General features: G+C 56.8%; 29 protein-coding genes and 2 riboswitches. Of the genes, 9 read left to right on the top strand and 20 right to left on the bottom strand.

What is annotated here, in order from left to right; genetic code table 11:
• The first annotated feature begins 353 nt into the window (after positions 1-353).
• Both ACTNBK_RS14520 and ACTNBK_RS14515 read left to right on the top strand, forming a co-directional pair.
• Positions 354-767: a sigma-70 family RNA polymerase sigma factor gene (locus ACTNBK_RS14520; RefSeq protein WP_441147184.1), complete on the top strand. Its 414-nt coding sequence runs from the start codon at positions 354-356 to the stop codon at positions 765-767.
• Positions 764-949 (top strand): helix-turn-helix domain-containing protein, encoded by a 186-nt coding sequence (locus tag ACTNBK_RS14515; RefSeq protein ID WP_366558942.1) that lies wholly within the window; start codon positions 764-766, stop codon positions 947-949. The genes ACTNBK_RS14520 and ACTNBK_RS14515 overlap by 4 nt, the downstream gene beginning before the upstream one ends.
• 63 nt (positions 950-1,012) lie before the next feature.
• On the opposite strand, the gene ACTNBK_RS14510 is transcribed toward ACTNBK_RS14515, so the two are convergent.
• The 17 genes from ACTNBK_RS14510 to ACTNBK_RS14430 form a co-directional block, all read right to left on the bottom strand.
• Entirely contained in the window at positions 1,013-1,183 is a 171-nt protein-coding gene (locus ACTNBK_RS14510) for a hypothetical protein (protein ID WP_191397084.1), read from the bottom strand.
• Between the two features lie 38 nt (positions 1,184-1,221).
• Entirely contained in the window at positions 1,222-1,428 is a 207-nt protein-coding gene (locus ACTNBK_RS14505; protein WP_191397086.1) for a hypothetical protein, read from the bottom strand.
• On the bottom strand, positions 1,425-1,931 hold the full coding sequence (locus ACTNBK_RS14500) for a DUF3990 domain-containing protein (protein WP_191397088.1): 507 nt from the start codon (positions 1,929-1,931) through the stop codon (positions 1,425-1,427). The genes ACTNBK_RS14505 and ACTNBK_RS14500 overlap by 4 nt, the downstream gene beginning before the upstream one ends.
• Entirely contained in the window at positions 1,928-2,128 is a 201-nt protein-coding gene (locus ACTNBK_RS14495; protein WP_191397090.1) for a DUF3791 domain-containing protein, read from the bottom strand. The genes ACTNBK_RS14500 and ACTNBK_RS14495 overlap by 4 nt, the downstream gene beginning before the upstream one ends.
• 113 nt (positions 2,129-2,241) lie before the next feature.
• Entirely contained in the window at positions 2,242-3,363 is a 1,122-nt protein-coding gene (locus tag ACTNBK_RS14490; protein ID WP_441147181.1) for a DUF2786 domain-containing protein, read from the bottom strand.
• 147 nt (positions 3,364-3,510) lie between these two features.
• Positions 3,511-4,272: a hypothetical protein gene (locus ACTNBK_RS14485; RefSeq protein WP_441147179.1), complete on the bottom strand. Its 762-nt coding sequence runs from the start codon at positions 4,270-4,272 to the stop codon at positions 3,511-3,513.
• Between the two features lie 122 nt (positions 4,273-4,394).
• Positions 4,395-5,084, bottom strand: a complete 690-nt coding sequence (locus tag ACTNBK_RS14480) for a YkgJ family cysteine cluster protein (RefSeq protein ID WP_441147177.1) — start codon at positions 5,082-5,084, stop codon at positions 4,395-4,397.
• A 106-nt stretch (positions 5,085-5,190) separates the two neighbouring features.
• A complete protein-coding gene (locus ACTNBK_RS14475; RefSeq protein ID WP_191397104.1) occupies positions 5,191-5,430 on the bottom strand; it encodes a hypothetical protein in 240 nt (79 codons plus the stop codon).
• Positions 5,427-5,981, bottom strand: a complete 555-nt coding sequence (locus tag ACTNBK_RS14470) for a sigma-70 family RNA polymerase sigma factor (protein ID WP_441147175.1) — start codon at positions 5,979-5,981, stop codon at positions 5,427-5,429. The genes ACTNBK_RS14475 and ACTNBK_RS14470 overlap by 4 nt, the downstream gene beginning before the upstream one ends.
• A 60-nt stretch (positions 5,982-6,041) precedes the next feature.
• A complete protein-coding gene (locus tag ACTNBK_RS14465; RefSeq protein ID WP_441147173.1) occupies positions 6,042-6,266 on the bottom strand; it encodes a hypothetical protein in 225 nt (74 codons plus the stop codon).
• Between the two features lie 247 nt (positions 6,267-6,513).
• The gene (locus ACTNBK_RS14460) at positions 6,514-7,608 is read right to left on the bottom strand and encodes a DUF932 domain-containing protein (protein WP_441147171.1); all 1,095 of its coding nucleotides are present in this window, start codon (positions 7,606-7,608) and stop codon (positions 6,514-6,516) included.
• Positions 7,609-7,635: 27 nt separating this feature from the next.
• Complete coding sequence (locus tag ACTNBK_RS14455) at positions 7,636-8,406, bottom strand: hypothetical protein (protein ID WP_441147169.1); 771 nt, start codon at positions 8,404-8,406, stop codon at positions 7,636-7,638.
• A 99-nt stretch (positions 8,407-8,505) separates the two neighbouring features.
• On the bottom strand, positions 8,506-8,925 hold the full coding sequence (locus ACTNBK_RS14450) for a hypothetical protein (RefSeq protein WP_441147167.1): 420 nt from the start codon (positions 8,923-8,925) through the stop codon (positions 8,506-8,508).
• 430 nt (positions 8,926-9,355) lie between these two features.
• Positions 9,356-9,802, bottom strand: a complete 447-nt coding sequence (locus ACTNBK_RS14445; protein ID WP_441147165.1) for a hypothetical protein — start codon at positions 9,800-9,802, stop codon at positions 9,356-9,358.
• A gap of 42 nt (positions 9,803-9,844) precedes the next feature.
• Complete coding sequence (locus ACTNBK_RS14440; RefSeq protein ID WP_191397118.1) at positions 9,845-10,327, bottom strand: hypothetical protein; 483 nt, start codon at positions 10,325-10,327, stop codon at positions 9,845-9,847.
• Positions 10,324-11,031: a hypothetical protein gene (locus ACTNBK_RS14435; RefSeq protein WP_441147163.1), complete on the bottom strand. Its 708-nt coding sequence runs from the start codon at positions 11,029-11,031 to the stop codon at positions 10,324-10,326. The genes ACTNBK_RS14440 and ACTNBK_RS14435 overlap by 4 nt, the downstream gene beginning before the upstream one ends.
• A 117-nt stretch (positions 11,032-11,148) precedes the next feature.
• Positions 11,149-11,442 (bottom strand): helix-turn-helix domain-containing protein, encoded by a 294-nt coding sequence (locus tag ACTNBK_RS14430; protein WP_191397122.1) that lies wholly within the window; start codon positions 11,440-11,442, stop codon positions 11,149-11,151.
• Between the two features lie 547 nt (positions 11,443-11,989).
• A riboswitch (cobalamin riboswitch) is annotated at positions 11,990-12,212 on the top strand.
• 91 nt (positions 12,213-12,303) lie between these two features.
• Here ACTNBK_RS14430 and ACTNBK_RS14425 point away from each other — a divergent pair.
• From ACTNBK_RS14425 to ACTNBK_RS14395, 7 genes are all read left to right on the top strand, one after another.
• Positions 12,304-13,272 carry a homing endonuclease associated repeat-containing protein gene (locus tag ACTNBK_RS14425; protein ID WP_191397123.1) on the top strand — a complete coding sequence of 323 codons (969 nt, stop codon included), beginning with the start codon at positions 12,304-12,306 and terminating at the stop codon, positions 13,270-13,272.
• 78 nt (positions 13,273-13,350) lie between these two features.
• Positions 13,351-14,958, top strand: a complete 1,608-nt coding sequence (locus ACTNBK_RS14420) for an ABC transporter substrate-binding protein (RefSeq protein ID WP_441147161.1) — start codon at positions 13,351-13,353, stop codon at positions 14,956-14,958.
• Positions 14,959-15,040: 82 nt separating this feature from the next.
• Positions 15,041-15,994: an ABC transporter permease gene (locus ACTNBK_RS14415; RefSeq protein ID WP_191397125.1), complete on the top strand. Its 954-nt coding sequence runs from the start codon at positions 15,041-15,043 to the stop codon at positions 15,992-15,994.
• The gene (locus tag ACTNBK_RS14410; RefSeq protein WP_441147158.1) at positions 15,991-16,827 is read left to right on the top strand and encodes an ABC transporter permease; all 837 of its coding nucleotides are present in this window, start codon (positions 15,991-15,993) and stop codon (positions 16,825-16,827) included. Before ACTNBK_RS14415 ends, ACTNBK_RS14410 begins: the two co-directional genes overlap by 4 nt.
• Before the next feature lie 2 nt (positions 16,828-16,829).
• Complete coding sequence (locus ACTNBK_RS14405; RefSeq protein ID WP_441147156.1) at positions 16,830-17,771, top strand: ABC transporter ATP-binding protein; 942 nt, start codon at positions 16,830-16,832, stop codon at positions 17,769-17,771.
• Positions 17,764-18,555, top strand: a complete 792-nt coding sequence (locus ACTNBK_RS14400; RefSeq protein WP_191397129.1) for an ATP-binding cassette domain-containing protein — start codon at positions 17,764-17,766, stop codon at positions 18,553-18,555. Before ACTNBK_RS14405 ends, ACTNBK_RS14400 begins: the two co-directional genes overlap by 8 nt.
• Positions 18,552-19,394 (top strand): class I SAM-dependent methyltransferase, encoded by an 843-nt coding sequence (locus ACTNBK_RS14395; protein ID WP_441147154.1) that lies wholly within the window; start codon positions 18,552-18,554, stop codon positions 19,392-19,394. Before ACTNBK_RS14400 ends, ACTNBK_RS14395 begins: the two co-directional genes overlap by 4 nt.
• A gap of 159 nt (positions 19,395-19,553) precedes the next feature.
• On the opposite strand, the gene ACTNBK_RS14390 is transcribed toward ACTNBK_RS14395, so the two are convergent.
• The 3 genes from ACTNBK_RS14390 to ACTNBK_RS14380 all read right to left on the bottom strand — a co-directional run bounded on the left by ACTNBK_RS14390 (position 19,554) and on the right by ACTNBK_RS14380 (position 21,047).
• Positions 19,554-19,850 carry a hypothetical protein gene (locus tag ACTNBK_RS14390; protein ID WP_191397133.1) on the bottom strand — a complete coding sequence of 99 codons (297 nt, stop codon included), beginning with the start codon at positions 19,848-19,850 and terminating at the stop codon, positions 19,554-19,556.
• A gap of 45 nt (positions 19,851-19,895) precedes the next feature.
• Positions 19,896-20,174: a cysteine-rich small domain-containing protein gene (locus tag ACTNBK_RS14385; protein ID WP_441147151.1), complete on the bottom strand. Its 279-nt coding sequence runs from the start codon at positions 20,172-20,174 to the stop codon at positions 19,896-19,898.
• Positions 20,175-20,696: 522 nt separating this feature from the next.
• Positions 20,697-21,047, bottom strand: coding sequence for a hypothetical protein (locus ACTNBK_RS14380; protein WP_191397137.1), 351 nt, complete (start codon positions 21,045-21,047; stop codon positions 20,697-20,699).
• Between the two features lie 164 nt (positions 21,048-21,211).
• Positions 21,212-21,402: riboswitch (cobalamin riboswitch) on the bottom strand.
• Positions 21,403-21,520 lie beyond the last annotated feature (118 nt).

The following is a 21,520-nucleotide window of genomic DNA, read 5'->3' as shown; positions in this document are numbered from 1 at the left end:
AAGGTGAGCATTTGGTACTTGGGAAAAACATTGCTCACGACATGAAATCTGGTGCTGAAGGTGCTCACTTTTTTGGGGCCCTTTTGCTCACATTTTCGTTTGACAAACACACGCTATGCCCGTCGCCTATGCACAGTTCAGCTTAGGCGCACCGAAACATTTAACTGCCTTTTTACTGATATTCTGTATGCCTTACGGCATGCAGAATATTTTTTTGTCGAATTTTGGGGATTTTGCGAAAAAATTTCGACCTGTGACGGACTCTGTCTAAGAAAGCCACCTCCTATCCGATGTCGCTCCCCGCCCGGCCTATGCAGATACCAAAACAACCTGTCTGCATAGGAGGCTATGATATGTTTCGACGCAATGATGGCCGCGGGGAGGCCAATTCCCTGCAAAACCATTTTACCGCCTATCTGTCTGTGGCTGTGGAGCGTTTCAAACGCAGGTATATGGAGCAGCTGAATCTCCGCATGTTCCGGGAGCCCAACTGCGATTTTCTGGAGACACCCCTGGAGTCGGCCGATGAGCCAGACATGCTTGCCGGGCTGCCGGTGACGGATCTTCTGGAGAGCGAGGCCATCTTCCAGGCGCTGCGTTCCATGACGCCCAGGGATCGGGAGGTACTGCTGAACCTCATTGTCTATGAAATGAAACCTGCGGAGCTTGCCCGCAAGCTGGGCTTGAGCTACCAGGGCGCCATGTCTGTCTACTATCGTGCGAAAAAGAAGCTGCTGGAGAAAATGAAAGACGGTGATCAGAAATGATGAATTTTAAGCAGATACTGCTCCTTGCCCGGGCAGGGGATGAAGCGGCGCAGGAGCGGCTGGTGCAGATGTACGATCCTCTTCTCAGCAGCGCCGCCTGGCATGACGGCTTTTTTGATGAAGACCTCTATCAGGAACTGCGGATTGTTCTGCTCAGGTGTATTCAGACCTTCCCCATGTAATTTTCGTACATAGTAAAGCGGCGGGGAATCTTGGTAGATTCCCCGCCGCAATGTTTCAATCTTTTATGATGCCAGTTTCTCTCCTTCCTCCATTTCAAACAGCTCTCCGTCAGTAGCGCCGGAATGGAGCTGGAGCAGAATCTGCGTGCGGCTGATGCTGGACAGCTCCATGAGATCAATCTGCTGTCCGTCCAGCACAATGGTAAATGCCGCGCGCCATGTTCCCTGTTTCACGCCGCATCCGTCCTTTCTTCCACATGGCAGAAATCAGTCTATCTTCCCTCCTGTTCCTGCAGAAACAGGCCAAAGATATAGTTGGGCGATTGGCCATACAAGCCTGTCTCATCATCCGCAAAGGATGCTCCGGTGGCGGACTCGTAGAACCTCCGCAGTGCGTCATCCTCGTTGAGTCCGTATTTTCTCTGGATCATCCCCACGATCTCCGGCAGGATGGTCGCTCTGGTGGTAGCGTGGTTCATCTTGTCACCTCCGGGTGGTAGCTTTCCGCAAAGCACAGGGTGCGGAGTGCCGCCTCAGTACAAAACGCGATCTGGTTGTTGATCTTCTCAAAGCGAAGCCGCTCTACCGCGTCCTCCCGGCGCATGATCCCCTGCATCACATAGGAGACCGTCTCACCCACATTGTCGTTGGCAATCTTGCCAATAACGATATCATAGGCATGCCGGTAGGATACGTCGCTCCGGCAGCGAACCACCAGATCCAGCCATTCCATGTCCGGATCGTCAAATCGCTTGACCGCCATACTGCCAGCGGCCTCTTCATCCCACTCATAGAGGTTGACCACCGGCAAAACGGCACTGCGGCGCCTGCGGCTCTCAATCCGCGCCTTGCGGATCGCCCACCGCTCCGCCTGAGCACGAATATCCGTCGTATAAAACGCAAAGCCAAAATCGCGGCCCAGCTCAGAGACAATCACGCGGGGGGCGCGCACCTCCTCGCAGCCGCCGTGGTAAAGGATCATATCGCAGCCCCCTTCAGGTAGTCGTCAAAAAACTGCATCAGATATTCCATCCCCATGCCGTGCAGATCCTCATAGTCGCTATCCAGCATGGCAAGCAGGCCTTCCCGGTCAAATTCTTGGTAGATCTCATTGCTGGGCCTGCCGGTATGCGCGGCGTAATGCTCAATGCAAAACGCCTTAAATGACAGCTTGCTCATTACGCCATCACTCCTTGTTTCTTATTCTACTCGGATTATAGCAAATTGTACCCCCGGGGTCAAAGTCTTTATACGACGCGAAGGGCGCCTGGTCTACCCGCATATTCCGCCGTTCAGCCTTTCCCGGTCCCGGTGTTATCCGTTCCAGGCTTAGACGGCTTGCGCCGCTCAATCTGTTCAAAGAAGGGCACTCTGGAGATAACGTCCATCCCAAGGTATTGAAAGTAGAACGATTTGAGTCCGGAATCAATTTCAATGACCTCCCCGTCCTCCACGGCAACTTCCAGCAAATTCTCCACAGCTTCTCCTTTTTTGACTGCGCTGTAGAAGTCCTTTGCCGTACTGCCGGTGCGCTTCTCTACCCGGATCTTGTAGCTAACCCATAGCAGCTGCTCCTCGCTGTCTGTCCGGATACCCAGCTCCTGCCGACGTTCGGCGCTCATCTTTGAGAACGATTCCAGAGCAAGCATGCGCTGCACGTTCTGATACACTCCCGGCTCCAGCCGTACCGCTGCGGCAAACTCACAGTGCTTTGGCATCGCGGTCTGCCCAGCACCCTGTGCGGGTGCAAGGCGATGATCTACGTCAAATTCCGTCCCATCCTTGTAGCCCGCCCGGGCATAGGCCATCCGCCATCCATCCGTTCGTGCCCTTCTCAGCGCCGTTGCACGCTTATGGTGGGATGTGGCGTCATTGACTGCCTGGGGCACCGCCATAACCAGTCCCCATTCCTGATGCTCCTCTTGCTGTTTTTGAAAGGCGCTGCACAGTCCATCCACAAACCCCTGCCCATAGGCGTTGCACATCTCGCGGATGACACTGCCGGATATGCCTTTGGCACGGTTTTCACTTTTGATCTCCCTGCATCTGCTCTTGATGCAATCATAGGCATAGAGAAAAATACGCCGGCAGATTTCATAGTCATCCTCCAGGCCGGCAAATCCGATCTCCATCTTCTTACCATTATGGCGGCGGTTTCGATAGGCCTTACAACAATACCGTCCGGCTATGATCGCGGAAAGATCGGATACCCAACTATCCGTCATGGCCGTACAGGTGATTCCCACCGTTTTCACGATGACTTTGGCCTTTCCCGTCGCCTGGATCTCCTCCGGCCTGAGCTTATATTCCGCCATCAATTCCCTTGCCTTCAACAGCGCCGCCTGGGCTTCATGCTCGTTTGGACTATCTGCCAAGGCCAGCAGCTTGGCGATCCGCTCCTGAATCTGACTCATGTTCCGTCTCCCTTCTATTTCGTATTTCATAGCATACGAGGCAGTTAAAACGTCGCCCTTGGGCATAAAAACCGCAGGCGCGGAACCTCTCATATGTCCCCGCCTGCAGGTTCTTCTCCCATACGCAGCAAGTGCCGCGCCGTTGTTTTACAGATACACTTTGCACGCACGCCCGCCCAGCGTGGGATTCGCCTGAAATTCCTGTTCCCACTCCGAGAGGCTATCGGCGGCATGCCCCATCCGGGTAACAGGGCTGTTGCGCCGGCCAATATATTCGTACCTCTGGCACAGCTCATTCCACTTCTTCAGCTGGGCGTCATCCCGGTATCCCATGTGGATGCCCCGCATCTGGAGCAGATGGGCCTGGTCGAGTAGTTTCTCAAACAGGTCTCTGCGTTCCTTTGCAACGGCCAGATAGTCCTTCCACTCCTTCGTGATAGTCCGGCGCAGGTGGTTCACGTAACAGATACACGCCCTGCGTGATTTTGCCGTTGTCAAAACCCGCTGATACTGTTCCAACAGCGCCTTCTTGTTGAGCAGAGGCGAAGGCGCCGCCGCCTGGGCAACAATCCCACCGCTGCTGCTGATCTTGATCCCCTTCTCAGCGGAGATCTCATAGGTCAGCTCCTTGAGCAGAGGACGGGCCAGATAATCCCGGTCAACCGGATCCTGGGTGCCCCCCAGCGCTTGGAGCATCTCCAAAAGCGTATGATTCAGCTGATAACTGCGCAGCCGCTCGCACACCAGGCCCAGGTCGATGTGCTCCATCTTCTCCAGGCTTGCCCGGCGCTTCTCCGAGTCATCCCAGACCGCCAGGCCGTTGGTAATGTAAACTTTGCCATCGTCACCCTGGAAGATCACGCCTTCCCAGCCCGCTGTCTTCTGGCGGCAAAATTCAAGAATCTTCATATACATTTCTTCCTTTCTTCATGCTTGTTCCGGGCTCCACGCAGGATTTTGCTCGAACCGGCTCCGCTTGGTGCCCGCAGCCCATAAGGCAGACATCATAAAGGCCAACTTTAGCCATCCATTTATGTCGTCCCATCCCCTGCTCCGCCATTCAGCCGACGGAGCCTGCGCAGCAGCTCAGCTGCGTTTCTGTCGTACTGAGGCAGAAATGGCATTTCCTGATCGAAGAAGCTGTACTGCAGCAGGATGACCTCCCGGTGTGCATCGTCCATCTGATGGTCGTCCAGATTCCGAAGCAACTTCCCAATCGGAGGCAGGATCTTCCACTCCCGCAGCATGAATGCTCTGTCCTCCTTAGAAAAGTTGCGGTAGAACCAGTCCTTAACCAGCACCGTTCCCCCGGTGAAATGGAACGGGCGCTCCAGGCACTGATACCAGGAAAAGTCCTGACCCCGCTCTCCCGCATCCACCGTGAAGGGATAGAGCCGGCAAGCACGGGGCCGTGCTGCATACACGGAGCAGGCGCCCTCCTTCAGAAACACGCAGGCGTCATCCGGGCCCTGGACCCGCACCAAAAAGATGGGGTAATTGCCCGGCAGCAGGCTGGGATCGGTGTATGCATCAATCACATCCACCATCTCCATATCCGGGCAGCCATGCGCACGGAAATAATTGGCGAGACGGTAGGCATCCAGGCTTTCCAGCATGAGTTGTCCACGCAGGTTCCGGCAGCAGGCACCGCACTGACTGCACCGGAACGGTACAACGTCTTTAGGCCGAAGTTTTCGGAGCACAAGTTCTTCAACGGCCATTTGTCTCACTCCTTACACTTATCGTTTAAAACGCCGGGATGGAGATCACTCTCCACCCCGGCGGGTACTGTTACGCCCCAGATACAGACGTCCGGTTTTCATTCTGTCAGGCGGCCATGCTCATGGCGGGCACAGCACTCCCTGCCCACGGAAAGGGACACATGGAAATGCAGTAATTGGTATTGAGCGTTTCAAAGCGCACCTCCTGATCCGTCACGGTGTGGATTGCCACAACCATAGAGGTCAGGATGACCTTCCCGCCGGTGAGCAGCACCGCGCGGCTGCCAACGGTGACCGGCATGACAACGGTGCCCTGAAGATGTACCATTTTTTTATTTGGATTCATGATAGCGCCTCCATTCTTGATGACGGAGCCGCACGCAGCTGGTCAAACAGCCCTCTGGCCTTGCGCAGCTGCGTGCGCACCCTCTTTTCACTGATGTTCTTCGCCGCGGCGATCTCCCGTACACTGTATCCGCTCAGACGCAGCAGAACCAGTTCATACTGCTGCTGAGGCAGCTTTTCGGCAAGTGCATGCAGAAGCAGCACCTCCTCCAGCTGCTCATCTGCCCGGAGATCCCCCAGCGCAGACAGCGGTCCGCCATCTGTTCCTCCGGTGTCCAGGCTGACTGTCTGGAGCTGGTGCCGCCGGCCATACCTGGCGCGCATAGCGTGGGAAACACAGCGCCGCATGGCCCGGTTGGCTATGGTGGCAAAGGCGTGCCTCCGCAGCATTGGTTCTGACAGATACCGCCGCACCGCATCCAGGTAGCCCAGCGCGGCGGCGCCATAGTAGTCCTCTTCCGGCACACCTCTGCGCAGCAGATAGGCGTGGATGAGCCGGTGATTGTCGGCGGCAAAGCGCCGCTCCTCTTGGGTCAGTGGCGCTTCCAGCATATCCCCACCGCCTTTTTTGGGCACCCCCGGTAAAATTTCCGGGGGTGCGATGCAGCCCGCTTAGAGCGGGAGTTCCTCCCGTTCCCCATCCACGGCGGAGCCTGTCTCAACAACAAAGCTGCTGCCGTGGGTTTTCTTATCGAAACCGGCATAGTCCACCCCATCGTCCTGCTGGGATATGATCGCTTGGACGCGCTCCTCCAGCATCGCTTTGACCTGGACGCGGAAGGCGTTGGAGAACGCCTTGGCCTTCGCCAGATCCGCACCTGTGAAGTCGTATAACACCCCGAATGGACTCCTCATACTTCGGCTTGGAGGCGTCCTCACCAGGCAGCTCAAACAGGATCGAACCGCCGCCGGGGATCTTGGCCCGGGGGAAGGTCAGGCGAATACCATCGGTATCGTCCTGCAGCTCCTCCTGAGAGAAGTCCGCAGAAAGGGAGACATCCGGAAACTGGAAGGCGATGGCTTGCTCCTGCTGCTCCACAACTGCCAAATTGCTCTGATTATACATGTTCTTTTCCTCCTAAATTTACGCGGCTGCCGCTGGCGCCGCAATTTCATTGAAATGTTCCCACTGTCGCCGGGGCATGGTCATGAGGTCATAGCCCACAGCTTCCAGCTGGGTCGCTCTGTCATAACTGACAACATCCTGGGCATAGCGCGTCACCGCATTGGCCAGGCCGTAGAGTGTCATGTCCTGGCTCGCCAAGAGATGGTTAAGCACACAGTCCTGTTCCACTTCCCGCAGCCCAAAGACACTGCCGATTTTTTGGAGAAGCAGCGTCAGATCCTGTGCCTGGATAACCGCCCGGGTCGCCAAACGCATCCGCTCCATGAGCTCTCCAAATTTTGCCCCCTGGATCGCCTCTTTCAGCGCCTCCTGAAACTGTTCCACAAACTGCCTGTTATGTGAGATTCCAGGCGAGTGATAGGTGCAGAATCCACCAGGGAGTATGAGCTGGGTTCCCTTATGAACCCGGCGCACACCCGTCCCCAAATGCTCACCGACCACCATGCCGTTTGTGCATATGAGCCGGTAGAGCAGGGGCTGGATTGTAATTGCACCCATTCCAACCTCGCTGTTGGTAATGCTGATCCCATACTGTACCGCATCTCCGGGGACAACCTCATCCTGGAGCCGTTCACTGACAGCCTTGATGTACATGTGTGTCTCCGTCAGCCCACAGCTCACTACCGACACACCGAGCATATTCCCGATGACCGGCACGGCCGCCTGGAGCAGTTCCAAGTGATCCACGCACCAATACCGGTTGCTCAGCATAGCCCGGGCAGTGCCATCCAGTGTGCGCAGCAGCTTTACCTCCTGAGCACGGCTGAGCCAGCTGTTCACGTTATAAGCCAGCAGTTCCGGGCGCTCCTTGAGCATCCGCTCATAGTAGTGCGCCGGGATGCGCAGGTAGCCGCCCAACTGTTTGTGGGCGGTACTATTAAGCTCCAGCGGCTCCATGCAGTCCCCTCCCGCGCTGTCGAGCACACGGAGGATCGGCAGGCCGCCGTAGGTTTCCATCCTCATTTTGTCGGAGCTCACCAGATAGTCCTGCTTGACCTCGCTTTGGCAAACCAGTTCCTGCCCCAGCTGCTCCAAGGTCAAACCTAACTTCATGTTTTTGTCACCTTCTTTCCGCTCCGATCACCATGTCACGGTGATGGCGTCGCCGTCCTCTCCGGCGGCATAACCGGCCCGTTCCAGTACACGGAGCATCTGCTGCCAGTAGACACGCTGGGGGAAAGACGGAAAGGCCGCAACCATCTGCTCACCCTCGTCGCTCTCCACGGTGACACTGCCATCCTCGTTCATGGTCAGGCTGTTGTGCCCCCGGGAGCTGAGGTCGGCAATGACCTCCTCCAGCACCTTGCGGCCCTGCACTTCAAACCACACCTGGGGATCCAGGGTTTCCCCCTGCGCAGGCTGCTGTGGCTCTTCATGCTCTGCCTGCAGCGGAAACGGGTCGATGCGAACCAGGGCGCATTGGATTTTTCCACCGGGATCCAGCTGAACCTGTGCGTAGTTGTAGTCCGGTACGCCTTGGATGCGGATCAGACCCTCGCCTCCATGCAGCATCAGCCGTGCGGGAAACTGTGTCTCCCACTCCCACTTTGCCTCTGGGAACACGGAGTGAAGGTAGGCTGAGATGCGGTAGTTTACATGCCGCACCAGCACCTCCTCCGTCTGCTGTCCCAACCGGCTTGCGCCGCCGCGGTTTCGATACCCGGCATATGCACGCTTTTCCCGGGCGCGGATACGCGGACGGAGCAGCTCAGAAGCAAGCCAGATGCACCAAACTGCGAAGATCACGGTCAACAGCCGGGTTCTCCAAGGGTCAAGCACCAGGGCCATGACAGCCATTGCTGCTCCCACGAGAAACGAGATGCTGCACCAAAGCCTTTCATGGAATTTCATACATGATCGTCCTTTCTGTACTTCTTGAAAAAACAAAAAAGGACTGTGCCTGTCTCCAGTTCTTCCTGAAAACATGGCACAGTCCCTTTTGGCCGGAACTCAGTCCGGCAGCGGCTCCCGCTCTCCGTCAATAGGCGGCTCTCCTGGGAGAGGCGCCCCGATGTTGGGGTCTGCCGCAGGGGTTGTCGGGGTCTTCCTCATCGCCGTTCCGGGGTTCGCCCAAGACAACGGGCCTCCGTCTTTGTAGATGACCTTGAGCCGCACCCTGGGGGTATAGCCGTCCTTTGCCGTATATTCTTCGGCAAGAAGGGTTCCGTTTACCTCCAGCATAGTGCCTGCCCCGACCTTCCACTTGGCCAGATGCTCCGCGTCCCAACCGTATGCCCATACCTGATAGCTTTGGATGCGCCCGTTTCCGAGCTGTTCCTCCAGGGCAAAACGGACATAGAGGGTTCCTTTGTGGCTTACCTTGAGTTCCAGTTCCGCGGCCACACGCCCGACGACATGGATAAAACTCATTCCACTCCTTTCTGCCTTGCGGCTGTATTCTATATATAAAAAGCGCCAGCAATCCAACTGCCCGCCCGATGGGCGCAGTCGTACTACTGGCGCTTGCATACAAACTTAACAACATGTGCAATGCAGGAACTCTCCCGCAGGACAAACCAGGTGGTCTGCCGTCTCGAAGGACACGCACAACAATCAATTACACCTGGATGGTATCACAATATATTGATGTTGTCAAGCATTATATATCAATATATAGTATTCCACAAGGCGCAGTCAACTGTCAAATTGTTGGCAGGCGCTATGACGCCGATTCCGACAGATAGAACGGATACCGCATCTCTGCCGGCGTGTTCCAGTTGAACACCAGCTCATACTTCTCCCCCAGGCCATCGAGGCCCACCGATCCCAGCCAGTTGCCCCTGCTGTGACCGTCAAAGAATCAGAGCCTCAGATCCAGAAGCTGTTCCGGCGTGACCCGCTCGCCCATGACCAGCGCGAGGACATCCTCCAAATCCAGCATCCGCTCGCAAGTGAGATAGCGCCGGTAGAGGTCATCCGGCAGATTCAATGCCTGCTGATGGGTCAAGGGGTTGGGCGTATTGAGCCACCAATCCGTCAGTTCATCCAGTCCTGTCAGATATGGGTAGTTGGATTCAACACAGAACGACTGGAGAAATGCCCGACATTCCTCTGTGGTAGCCGGGACGGGAAGCGGCGCTTCCCAGATGAGGCCATCCGTCCACTGGAAAGCCATACGGCTGCCTACAACGTCCTCGATCATCAGACAGTTGCGGGAGACAGGAGCGATCAGGAAGCACTCCACCTGAAACTCTTCTCGGATAAACTCCATGAGCTTGTACTGTTCCACCGTTCTGGGCTTATACAAAGCTTTTCGCCTCCTTCTACTTATATAAAAAGGGGCCGGAGTTCACGGTTTCTTCGCTTTTTCCTCTTTTTCTGTCTCACCCAGCTCCTCAACCCCCAGCAGCTCCCCTGCCGCGAGGCTGGAGGCAAGCCACGTGCCCGGAAGCTGTGCTCCGCTCTGACGCTGGAAGTAAAAGCGGTAGCGGACACCGACCCGGAGCCGGTACTGTTTCCCCACCAGCAGCGAGTGTTCATGATCCTCCTCATCCAGGAGCCGAACTTTTCTGCACTTCTGCAGGGGCAGTACCGTAACCTGAATGCACACACCCTCCACCACTGCATAATCCTCCAGTGTAAAACAGCGAAAGAGTAGGACAGCTCGAACCAGTGCGAGAAGGAACGCCGTGCTGCTCAGAATCAACATCATCCGATCCCCGGCCGCCAGCCACACCGCGACCCCGACCAGGAGAAAACCCACCCCCGCAGCAATGGTAAGAACCCACCGGCGCAGCAGCGGGGGCGGCCAAGCACTCAGCGCAGCCCTCATAGACACACCCTCTGAAAGAGGATCTGCTTGCGCAGATACAGGTTGGAGACCGCCAGTACCACCGCGTCCCTCTTGGGACTCTGCCGCATCAGGTGGGCAATGTTGTAACAGGTGGTAGCGTCATCATAATAGAGTGCATCCAGCAGCTTTCCGCTGTCTGAGACATCCCGGGCATCCGCCTCTTCACATTTGACCAACTCCGCAGTAGACAGCATGGCCTGCCGGGTAAGGGCCAGGATACGCCGTTCCTGCTCGGTGGGGCGGTCTTTCCTCAGCAGCCTCTTCGCCGACGCCGCAGGCACCCGATGCGCCGACGCAAGCCGGGCGTAGGACGTCAGCCGGCCGAAAAAGCTGTTGTCTATGGGGGTCACATAGAGGTTGCACAGCAGGTCATAGAGGGCGTCCACCTGGGAATCCCCTTCTCCGGCCATGACCAGCCCCCTGGTCATAAGGCGACAAAGCAGGCCATCAAATGCGCCCTTCTCTTCATCCGGCAGCGTAAGCTGTTCAGCAGCTGTCTCAAAATCCCGCCGGAGCTGTTCCCGATCCCGGAAACGCCAGCACAGGCGGCTCCAGAGGATCAGTTCCGCAGGCTCCATAACCTGCTCCCGGCGGTTGAGAACTACCACGGGAACCTGGACTCCTTTCCGGCCCTGGTGGAGCTGCAGCTGACCGGCACAGGTGTAAAGCGTATATGTCTTCATCAACAGACGCCTCCTTGATTTCGTATATCTTTCCTATACGCAGCCGGCGCCCGGATTTCAACAAAAAAGACAGGCGAGATATCCTCTCACCTGTCCTGTTGGCTTATTCTGAGCGGTTTACTCCCCTTTTTTCTGCTCCAGCAGACTGATCATCCCACACACCACCGCTGCTTCTTCATCTGTCAGGCGGGAAAGATCCACCAACCGCTTGTTGTCCCGGCCCAACAGATAATCCACCGACACCCCGAACAGGTCGGCGATGCGGATCATCACATCATAGGATGGCAGACGAATGTCTGTTTCATAGGAGGATACCATGCTGGCAGTGACGCCGATTTTCTTGGCCACTTGCGCCTGTGTCATGTGACGGTCCATCCTAACCCTTTTCAACCGCTGCGAAAAATCAACCATGAGCCGTATCCTCCTTTTCTTATAGTGTAAACGACTCATATTTTCTCACAGAAATGTTATCTACCCAATTTAGTTGACCCATTCGCAATTCACTGTTCTTTTGCTGACATGTATAACTTTTCCTGCAAAAAGAAAGCGATATGTCCAGGGTACTTTCTCTATTTTTGATGAAACTATTAGTCAGGAATATCAAAGCTGTTCTCAACTTCAGCCTTTTCTCTTAGACCTCCGCGGCGTGGATCATATTGGCTTTTCAGTAACTTTGCCATACCATTTTCCATAAGAATTATTATGCACTTGCATTGCACAGAGGATTGCGGTATAATGAAGCGAAAATTCAATACAGGACAGATACGATGAGAAACTTGTTTCCGAACAGGTGCTCTTTATCATAAGCCGGTGGGAATCCGGCGCGGAGGCCGTATTCGTCGGAAGACGTCAGCCGGCAGTGATCGTACATCCATGTACACCCATGGCGCCTTTTGGAAGTCGTAGACTGTTTTTATGTAAGTGCGGTCTTTCCAAAATGGGAAGATCGCACATTTTATATTACAATTTAACTTTTTGTGGCTCCTCACAGAAGCGAGGGGCTGAACAAGGGAATCGGGTGAGAATCCCGGACGGTAACCGCCGCTGTAAGCGTGATGTCCGCTGCTCGTCAACGAAAGTTCGCCATTGGGGACGTACCCTGAGAAGGCAGAGCAGACCGGCGAAGGCAGAGAGCTGCCCCAAGCGCGAGTCAGAAGACCTACAAAAAGAAGAGGGACGGGTGCGGGACGCTGCGCCCGTTCGCTGTGCGCACAGAGAAACGGCTGTGGATATCATGTCCACAGTCGTTTTTTGTGGAGAGGGGGATCGTTTGTGGAGGAAAACAAAAGGATAGATGAGCAGAAAGCACAGCTGATGGATATTCTCTTGAAGGACGAGCCCCTGAGCGTGGAAGATGAGGCTCTGTGTGTCTGCTGCTCCATGGACAGCCCGGAGGGAGCGGAACTCTGTGCCGCTTTCACCGATGATGAACTGCTGGAGCTGCTGCGTGTGACAGCGCGGCGACTGGATCACTCCCCAGCCCAGGGAGAGGTTCACTGGCTTTTGCGGCAGTATCTGCGCAGCCGGTTCCGGAACTGGCCGGGAACGCTGCGGGCAGCGGGCCTGAGCCGGGCGGCGGGCCGTGGGGGCCTGTCCTGTGAGGAGGCGGCCCGGAAAGAGCAGGAAGTCATGCAGATGCTCTCCCGGGTGCGGGAAGCAGCGGAGAGGCTGGGACGGATTCCCCATCCCTCGGAACTGCCGGAGGTATGCCGGACACTGCACAAACGGTACCAGACCTGGGGCCAGGTATTGGCGGCGGCTGGTGTGGAGCAGGCGGTTGCCGATAGCCTGTGGAAAGCGGATGACTTGAAGGAAGAGGATCGTCAGCGCCTTGGACAGCTCCGAGCCATTGCGCAGAAGCTCAATCGGGCACCTCTGCGCAGTGAGATAGCGGAGGAATTGCGCACACCCCTGATCCGACGCTTTGGTTCCTGGAGGAATGTTCTCTACCAAGTTGATCTGGAGCCGGTTCAGCGGATCTCGCCTTTTGTCAATGCGCCGCTCCGTCGGGAGGAAACCCGCTCCAGGGCCGCTCACCGGGGGGACTTATACGACTGCCACTACCGGCTGCTGCGGCTGGAGCCGGAGACCGCTGCGGATCTGGAACTGGTGCGGAATCTGGCGGAAGAATTGGGACACACCCCCCATCGCCGGGAAGTGCCCGCTGAGGTTCGCCGCCGGCTGCAGGAAGCCTGCGGTACCTGGTCCAATGCCCTGTTCCAACTGGGGCTGCAGGAGTGAGTCCCATTTGTCCGAGAATACTGCACAGGTACGCTGTGCGTTTCCATAGAGCTTATCATGGAAGAAAGGGAGAACGAAATGAAGAAAAAGCAGTTGTTATCCGCATTGCTGGGCGCTGTCCTTGCCCTGTCCTTGGCTGCCTGCGGGGGAACGCCCACGTCGGAGGAAACCCCCGGCGCCCCCGCCCCATCCCAATCGTCTGCCGCCACGGTGGATCAGACCCGAGAAATCGTCTTTGCGGCATCTCGTGATCAGTGTCCTGGAGAGCAGGACGCTTACTACGCCTCCATGTCCCTGGGGGTATGGGAGCCTCTGATCACAAAGGACGAACACGGAAAACCCGCTCCCGCGCTGTCCACCGAATGGGAGCACAATGAGGACTCCACCGTCTGGACGTTCCACCTGCGGGAGGGAGTTACATTCTCCAACGGCACCCCGTTCAATGCCGACATCGTGCTGGCCAACTTTGACCGCATGAAGAAGGGGCCTTTTGAGTCCTCTTTTTACGGTATGAACATTGATACAATCTATCCCGGCCTGCTCTCCTACGAAAAGACCGATGACTACACCGTAGTGCTTACCCTGGCTGAGGGGCAGCCGCTGCTGGACTATACCATGGTTAACTACGGCTCTGCCATCTTTGAGCCCTCCTGCTTTGCCGAGGGCGGCACCTTCAGCGGATTCCCCATTGGCACCGGCCCCTATGTGGTAACAGAAAACGTGCTTGGTCAATACTGTGTGATCGAACGTAATGACAACTATTGGGGTACCCCGGGCATCGCCCAGACCTTCCGCTTCAAGGTCATTCCCGATGCCGAGACCCGCTATACCGCCCTGCGGGCCGGTGAGGTTCAGGGCCTGTGTGATCTGGGCGCCATCTCGCCCTCTCAGGCCGCGGAGATCGACGGCGACCCGGCCTACAATGTGTCTGTGGGCGATTCCGGCATTACCCATTTTCTCAATGTGAACGGCGGTGCGTTCCCCTTCAACGATGTGCGTATGCGGGAGGGTTTGTCCCTGCTGCTGGACCGCCAGACCATCATCGACAGCTTCTATAACGGCTACGGCATTGCCGCCGGCGGATTCTTAAATTACACTTCCGCCTTCTATGAGGAGCAGCCTGTACAGCACGATCCGGAAAAAGGCGCTGAACTGATCCGTCAGGTGGTGGGCGACCAGGAGGTGGAACTGCTGTTCCTGCTGCCTGGCGTGGACGCCAACCGCTACCCTTATCAGGAAGAAGCCGAGTATATCCAGGCCCTGCTGGAGAATATTGAGGGCACCAACATCAAGGTCAGCATCCAGCAGATGGACTGGGGCCCCTGCAAGGAGGAAATGGAGGCGGGGAATTATAACCTGTGCCTGAAGATTCAGGGACTGCCCTCCGCCAATCCCTTCTCCCTGTTCAAGGGCTTCATGTATACAGAGGGCGGCACCAATATCAGCTATGGTCTGGGCTATCACAACGACCATGTGGATGAACTCATTGAAGAGGCGGCCGTCTGCCTGGATGCAGACCGGCTGACTGAGATCTATCGGGAGCTCCAGGAGATCTCCGCCGAAGATTTCCCCAACATTCCCGTGCTGTACTCTCAGGAGGTGGTGGCATCTTCCAGCTCTATCACCGGCTATCAGGCCACCGTGTACGGACTTACCGGCTTCACCCAGGTCTGCTGGGCCGAGTGATCCAAATATTCGAAAACAAGCCTCCGCCGCAAGACGGAGGCTTGTTTTCCATACCAACCATGTTTTCAAAAGGCGGTGGATCATGGCAATCCTAACCTATATCGGACGCAGACTGCTGGTACTGATCCCGGTTCTGCTGGGCATTTCGCTGGCAGCCTTCCTGCTGGGGCGTATTGCGCCTGGCGACCCTGTGGATGACGCGCTGTTCCGCATCGGCATTGAATTCCCCACGGAGGAAGATCGGGCGGCCATGCGTGCTGAGCTGGGATTGGATCAATCCCTGCCGGCGCAGTATCTGGACTGGCTGAACAACGTGCTGCACGGAGACCTGGGCCGATCCTACATTGGAAACAAGGACATTGCCAGTGAGCTGCTGACCCGCCTGCCCATTACGTTAAAGGTTTCCCTGGCCGCCATGCTGGTGGCTGTGGTCTTTGGTGTGGGAGGCGGTGTGCTCATGGCAGCTTGTCACGGCACATGGCTGGATACCGTGCTCAAGGGGCTGTCTACCCTGTTGCTGTCAGTCCCCGGCTTCTGGCTGGCCTTGTTCCTGATCACTGTGTTTGCGGAATGGCTTCACCTGCTGCCCACCAGCGGTCTGGATCGGGGGCTGGCCTCCCTGGTATTGCCCGCGGTGGCCCTGTCTGCGGCAAATGTGGGTTCCACCTCCCGGTTTACCCGCGGGAACATCCTTGCTCAGCTTGGAGAACAGTATATCGTGGTGGCAAACGCCAAGGGCCTGTCTCAGCGGGCGGTGATGGTGGGGCACGCCTTCCGTAACTCCCTGGTGCCCATCATTACGCTGATCGGCAACTATTTTGGGGGGATCCTGGGCGGAAGTACCATCATTGAGAATATCTTTGCCATCCCCGGCCTGGGCAGCTATGTACTCTCTTCCATTCAAAACCGGGACTACCCTGTGATCCAGGGATATGTACTCATTACCGGAACAACCTTTGTGCTCATCACGCTGGCCATTGACCTGCTTTACCTGGCGGTCAATCCGAAGATCCGTCTGCAGGGGGGAACCGCATGACAAGGCGAAAGAAGCAGAATATTCAGCTTGCAGCCGTCTGTTTCATTCTGGCGGCTATTGTCCTGATGACCATTTTTGCCCCATGGCTGGCCCCCTATGATCCTCTGGAGGTACATATGGAACTCCGGCTTCTGCCACCCTGCTGGGCCCATCCTTTGGGTACCGACGCCCTGGGCCGCGATGTGCTCAGCCGCGTCATCTATGGCGGCAGAGCGTCTCTGCTTTTAGCTGTGGTGGCGACTGCCTGTTCCATGTGTGTGGGATTGGTGGTTGGCGTGGCCGCAGGTTACTGTGGCGGGATCGTGGATGGCGTGATCACCGCGATCTCCAACGTATTTCAGGGTCTGCCCGGTATGGTGCTGATGATCGCTCTGGTAGGGGTTATGGAACGGGGAAGCAAAAGCATCATTCTGGCCCTGGTCATTACTTCCTGGGTCGGCTTCTCCCGCCTGGTGCGGGGAGAGGTTCTGAAGGTCAAAAGCGAGCTGTACGTGGAAAGCATGCGATGTCTGGGCGCGGGGCACCTGCGCATCATTCTCCGCCATGTGCTGCCCAAGATCCGCACCAACATCATCATTCTGTTTACCACCCGGATCGGGCGGGTGGTCCTGTCTGTGGCAGGTCTGGGCTATCTCGGTCTGGGCATTCAGCCGCCTACGCCTGACTGGGGCGAGATGGTCAGCGGAACCGCCCGCCGCTATTTCCGCAGTGCGCCTCATCTGCTTTGGGCACCGGGTATCTGCATTATCCTGCTCACGCTGTCAGTCAATTTGTTGGGTGACCTGCTGCGGGACAGGCTGGACGTAAAACAGGATTCCGTAAAGGAGCTGTGAGCATGGTACCTGATATTGAAATCCAAAACCTGTCGGTGTGCTTTGATACCGCCCAAGGGCCGGTATATGCCGTCCGGGACTTGTCCACAACCTTTCGGGCCGGGCGCATCTCCGGGGTTATTGGGGAGAGCGGCAGCGGAAAGAGCGTCATGGGAATGTCTCTGCTGCGGCTGCTGCCAAACACGGCCCGGGTAACAGGCAGATGCTTCTTCGGACAGGAGGAGCTCTACTCTATGCCGCTGCGGAAACTGCGCAAGCTCCGGGGCGCGGCCATCGGGCTGATCCCCCAGAATCCCAATGCGTCTTTGGACCCGGTGATGAAGCTGAGCCGCCAGCTCACCGAGGCTATTACCACTCACGGCCGGCGAAACCGGAGAGAGGCGAAAAAGCAGGCGGCAGACCTGCTGCGCCGATTCGGTTTTGAAGAGCCGGAACGCATCCTGACGCAGTATCCGTTTCAAATGAGCGGAGGCATGAATCAGCGGCTGGTTTCCGCCTTGGGTCTGGCCTGCCGTCCGGGCTGGGTCATTGCCGACGAACCTACAAAGGGACTGGATGCGGTCATCCGCAATCAGGTATATTCCGTTTTGCGCCAGATTTATACCGAGCATCACTGCAGCATGATCGTGATCACCCATGATCTGTCACTGGCCCGACGACTGTGTGATGATATCCGGGTACTCTACATGGGGCAGATTATTGAACAGGGGACAGCGGAGGAAGTGATGGAACGGCCCAGGCACCCTTATACGGCAGGGCTGATCCACTCCCTGCCCAGCAAAGGGATGATACCCATACCGCCCCCGGATCCCGAGAGAATGGAGCATACTGGCTGCCCCTTCTATCCCCGCTGCCGCCAGGCGGGAGAGCGGTGCAGCCGGGAAAAGCCGGAAGATTATACGCTGCCTGAGGGCGGGAAGGTGAGGTGCTTTCTCTATGAGTAAAGTGCTGGAACTGGAAAAGGTCAGCAGGGTCTTTTCCAGCGGTGTGTTTCGGACTCACACCATCCGGGCAGTTGATGAAGTGAGCTTCGCCCTGGAGCGTGGAAAGACCTTTGGGCTGGTGGGCAACAGCGGCTGTGGGAAAACGACTCTGTCCCGTATGATTACCCAGGTGCTCAAACCCACCAGCGGACGCATCTGCTTCGAGGGAGAGGATGTGGCTGCCTTTGACCGCAGACAGCGCAAGACCTATCACCGCCGCGTGCAGGTGATATTTCAAAACCCTGAGGGCTCTCTGGATCCCTCCATGCGGATTCAGGACAGCCTGCTGGAGGTTATGGCGATCCACCGGCTGGGCGAGAACAGGCAGGCGCGTATGGACAGAATCCAGACGGCACTGAAACAGGTGGGGCTGCCCGATTATCTGCTCTCCCGCTATCCTCACCAGATCAGCGGAGGAGAGGGCCAGCGCCTGGTAATCTGCCGGGCCCTGCTGCTGGAGCCCGAGGTACTGCTGCTGGACGAGCCGACGTCCATGTTAGACGTGTCGGTGCAGGCCAGTATCATGAATCTGCTGCGGGATCTGCAGCAGGAACTGGGTCTTACCTATCTTTACATCACGCATGACATTGAGCTTTTGGGGTGGATCAGCCACACCATCGGCGTGATGCAGAATGGACGGCTGGTAGAGGTCGGGAGCCGGGAGCAGGTAATGGGAGCGCCCGTTCACCCCTACACAAAGGAGCTGCTCTACTCTTATGCCCACTGGGAGGGGGAAAAGGCATGAAGGAACGTGTACCCATTCCGGACTTTGCCCGGCAGTGGACGGAGCATGTGGAGGCGAGCACCTCCCTGCGGATGAGGGACGATGAGGCGGAGCGGGCCTTCTGGCGGGAATTTATCCAGAGGAAGGTCTATGCGCCGGAACCCTCCGCCATTCAGGTGCTGGAGTATCTGCGTCCGCTTCTGCACACCCACGGGGTGGAATCTGTGCTGGAGCTGGGCCCTGGCTGGGGCAGCTATACCATAACATTGGCAGAACTATGCCGTGAAGTGGCCTGCGTGGACATCTCCCGGGATGTGCTGGACTTTATCCTCCGCATTGGAGCGGAACACGGGCCGCATAATATTACAGCATTTCATGCCAAATGGGAGGAATTTGTGCCGGAGCGCCAGTATGACCTGGTCTTTGGCTACAACTGCTTCTATCGCCAGGCTGATCTGGAACGCTGTTTTCAGAGGATGGATCAAGCGGCGGAGAAGCTGTGTGTGGTGGGCATGAACACCGGTCTGGCCCCAGCCTGGATCCACGAACTGGATGAGGCGGGAGGGCAGGTAAACTGGGAATGGAAGGATTATATCTACTTTGTGGGTGTCCTCTACCAGATGGGCATTGATCCCAACGTGATGGTGCTTCCGTTTGAGAAGGAGCTCTCTTATCCGGATATTGAAACCCTGATACGGGGGGAATGCGCCCGCTGTGCCCCCGGGACGGTGGATGCGGAAACGGCTGCGAATATCCTGTGCCGCCATTTTGTCCAGACGCAGGACGGCGGTTGGCGGGCAACAGTTCGGTATCACAGCGGCGTGGTCTGGTGGACGCCGACTGGGCGGCAGTGGGGATGAGTACCGCCGCCTGACAGAAGTAAACGGGCGGGCATAGCCATTGCGCTATGCCCGCTCGTTTGATTGGCGGGACGGATGATGGTGGGGCTGGACAAACAGCCCGGGCCGGACAAACCGGTTTGTACCGGGTTTGTGGGGAGGGCCCTTTTATGAGATATCCTATCCCGCCCAGGGAGTGTACAGACAGTAGGCTGGGCAGAGTTCACCCATATAAATCCACACATTTTCACCCATTTCGATGGGCTCCGGGAAAACCAGATTGGGGATCATCAGTTTCAGGGTGGTACGCTTACGCCCCTTGATGTTTTCCCCGTCCGGGGTGGGCGCTTTGCGGAAGTGTTCGATCCGCTGGGCCAAATCGGAGATACCCAGTTCCCTGGACAGCCGGGGGATCACCTCATCCTGTACGGCGTATACCACATGGTCGGGATTTTCAAACCAAGCTCGGTTCATCATAACGAATGCCTCCTATTTTTGATGTCGCAAACATCGGAGCTGCTGTCAGCCGGTCTTTTGTACCAGCTTCTTGATCTCGTCGTACTTGCCCGTGATATAGCCATAGTTCTCCCGGCGGTGGGGGATGGAGCAGCCGCTGCAGTCCTTGAGCCCGTCGGCGGTATAGCTGAAATTCCCTCCGCATTTGTCTCCCAGCGCATACAGCGGGCAGTAGCAGAACAGGCAGTTGAAGTTCTCCGGGTCGTCGGTGGGGTGGCAGGGAAAGTATTCGCATTTGCTGTGGGAAAAGAACTGAAAGTGCTTCGCAGACGTCGATGCTTCCATATCTGGTCTCCCTTCGTTTTTTTGATTGGGGTATCGCCCGTGCGGTGTTTTGACCGACGGTAAAGCAAAAAAAGGAAGCAGCCGGGCGGCGCCTCCTTCAGACAAAAACGCGCTGACCTCAATAAGAAGGCCAGCGAGCAGATCAACATGCACAACGGAGGACACGCCCGCTGTTTTCCCCTGCATCCTGCCATGGTGCAAGTCTCCTGACTTACGTTATGAGAGCTGGGCTCTCTGCGTCCATTTCCTACCTTCTCACAGGGCCTGACCCCTGCAATGGCGGACTTTCGTCCAGGCGGCATACGCCGCTTCGGAATGGCCTCACGTACACAGTGCCGGTCGCGCGGGACTTGGATATCCCATTCGTTTTAGCCGCCGCCTGATCCTGCAGACAGGATTGTTACAGCAAACGGCCACACCATGCAATAGATGCAGTGATATGAAGTTTTCAAACCGGCGGCGGACGCCGGGCTGGGGAACGGGAACAAATTTAAATATAGCACATATGGCCGGTGCAGGTTGTCAAATGCCGCCGGTCTGCCGTCTGGCCTTTTTCCGTTTCCATCGCTTCCGGTGGAATCCCCGAGCTGTCGGCCTGGGAGAGGGTGCCCGCCCCAGCTGAAGGAGGGCGCTGTGCAGGGAACCGAAAGCCGCGGTGAGTTCTACGCGCAGAGCGGGAACCAGTTCCTCCCGGTTTGGCGGTCTGCCCAGGCGGAGGCAGGTCTGTTCCAGCTTTTCCAGCAGCTCCGCCTGCTCAGGGGCAGGGACACCCACGGGATAGCGCGAATGATTTCCGACTGCCTGCTGCCGCCGGTATTGCAGCGTTCCGGAACTGCTGAGGCAGCCTGTTTCCATGGAATGTTCTCTGAACATTGAGCATCTCCTTTCTTGACCATGCTGAGTTGGGAACATCATATGCCGGACGAATCTACAGGGCAAACAAAAAGCCTGCTTTCCGTCCGGGCGAAAGCAGGCTGCTAAAACCGTCCGCTGACAGCGGGCAGTTCCAGACAGGACACTTTCTGCGGAAGATACCCATCCATCTACCAATCAAGCAGGTTTCCTGGCTTGCGGATCATAGCGCGCCGCGCCTTCTCACCGTGCAGTGGCTGCACGGCAATGGCACTTGCGGTTTGCTCCCCGTTTACAGTGACCGGATCGCTCGGGATTTTCACCCGATTCCCTTTTACCCTGATCTTCATCAGGCACTTGAAAGGGTATTCAGTTGTCTTCTTTAAGGAATCTCTGATTTAATCCGCACTACCATAAAGGCTCCGGATGTGGGATAATAACACTATCAACGCAATGGTGGTGTATGGGGATGAAGAAACAGGAAACATTTACGG

Origin of the sequence: Intestinimonas sp. HCP28S3_D6, from assembly GCF_052065695.1 — a bacterium.
In the GTDB taxonomy this organism is placed as follows: Bacteria; Bacillota; Clostridia; order Oscillospirales; family Oscillospiraceae; genus Intestinimonas.
The sequence above is the reverse complement of the archived record's forward strand: the minus strand, read 5'-3'. Positions and strand labels throughout refer to the sequence as shown.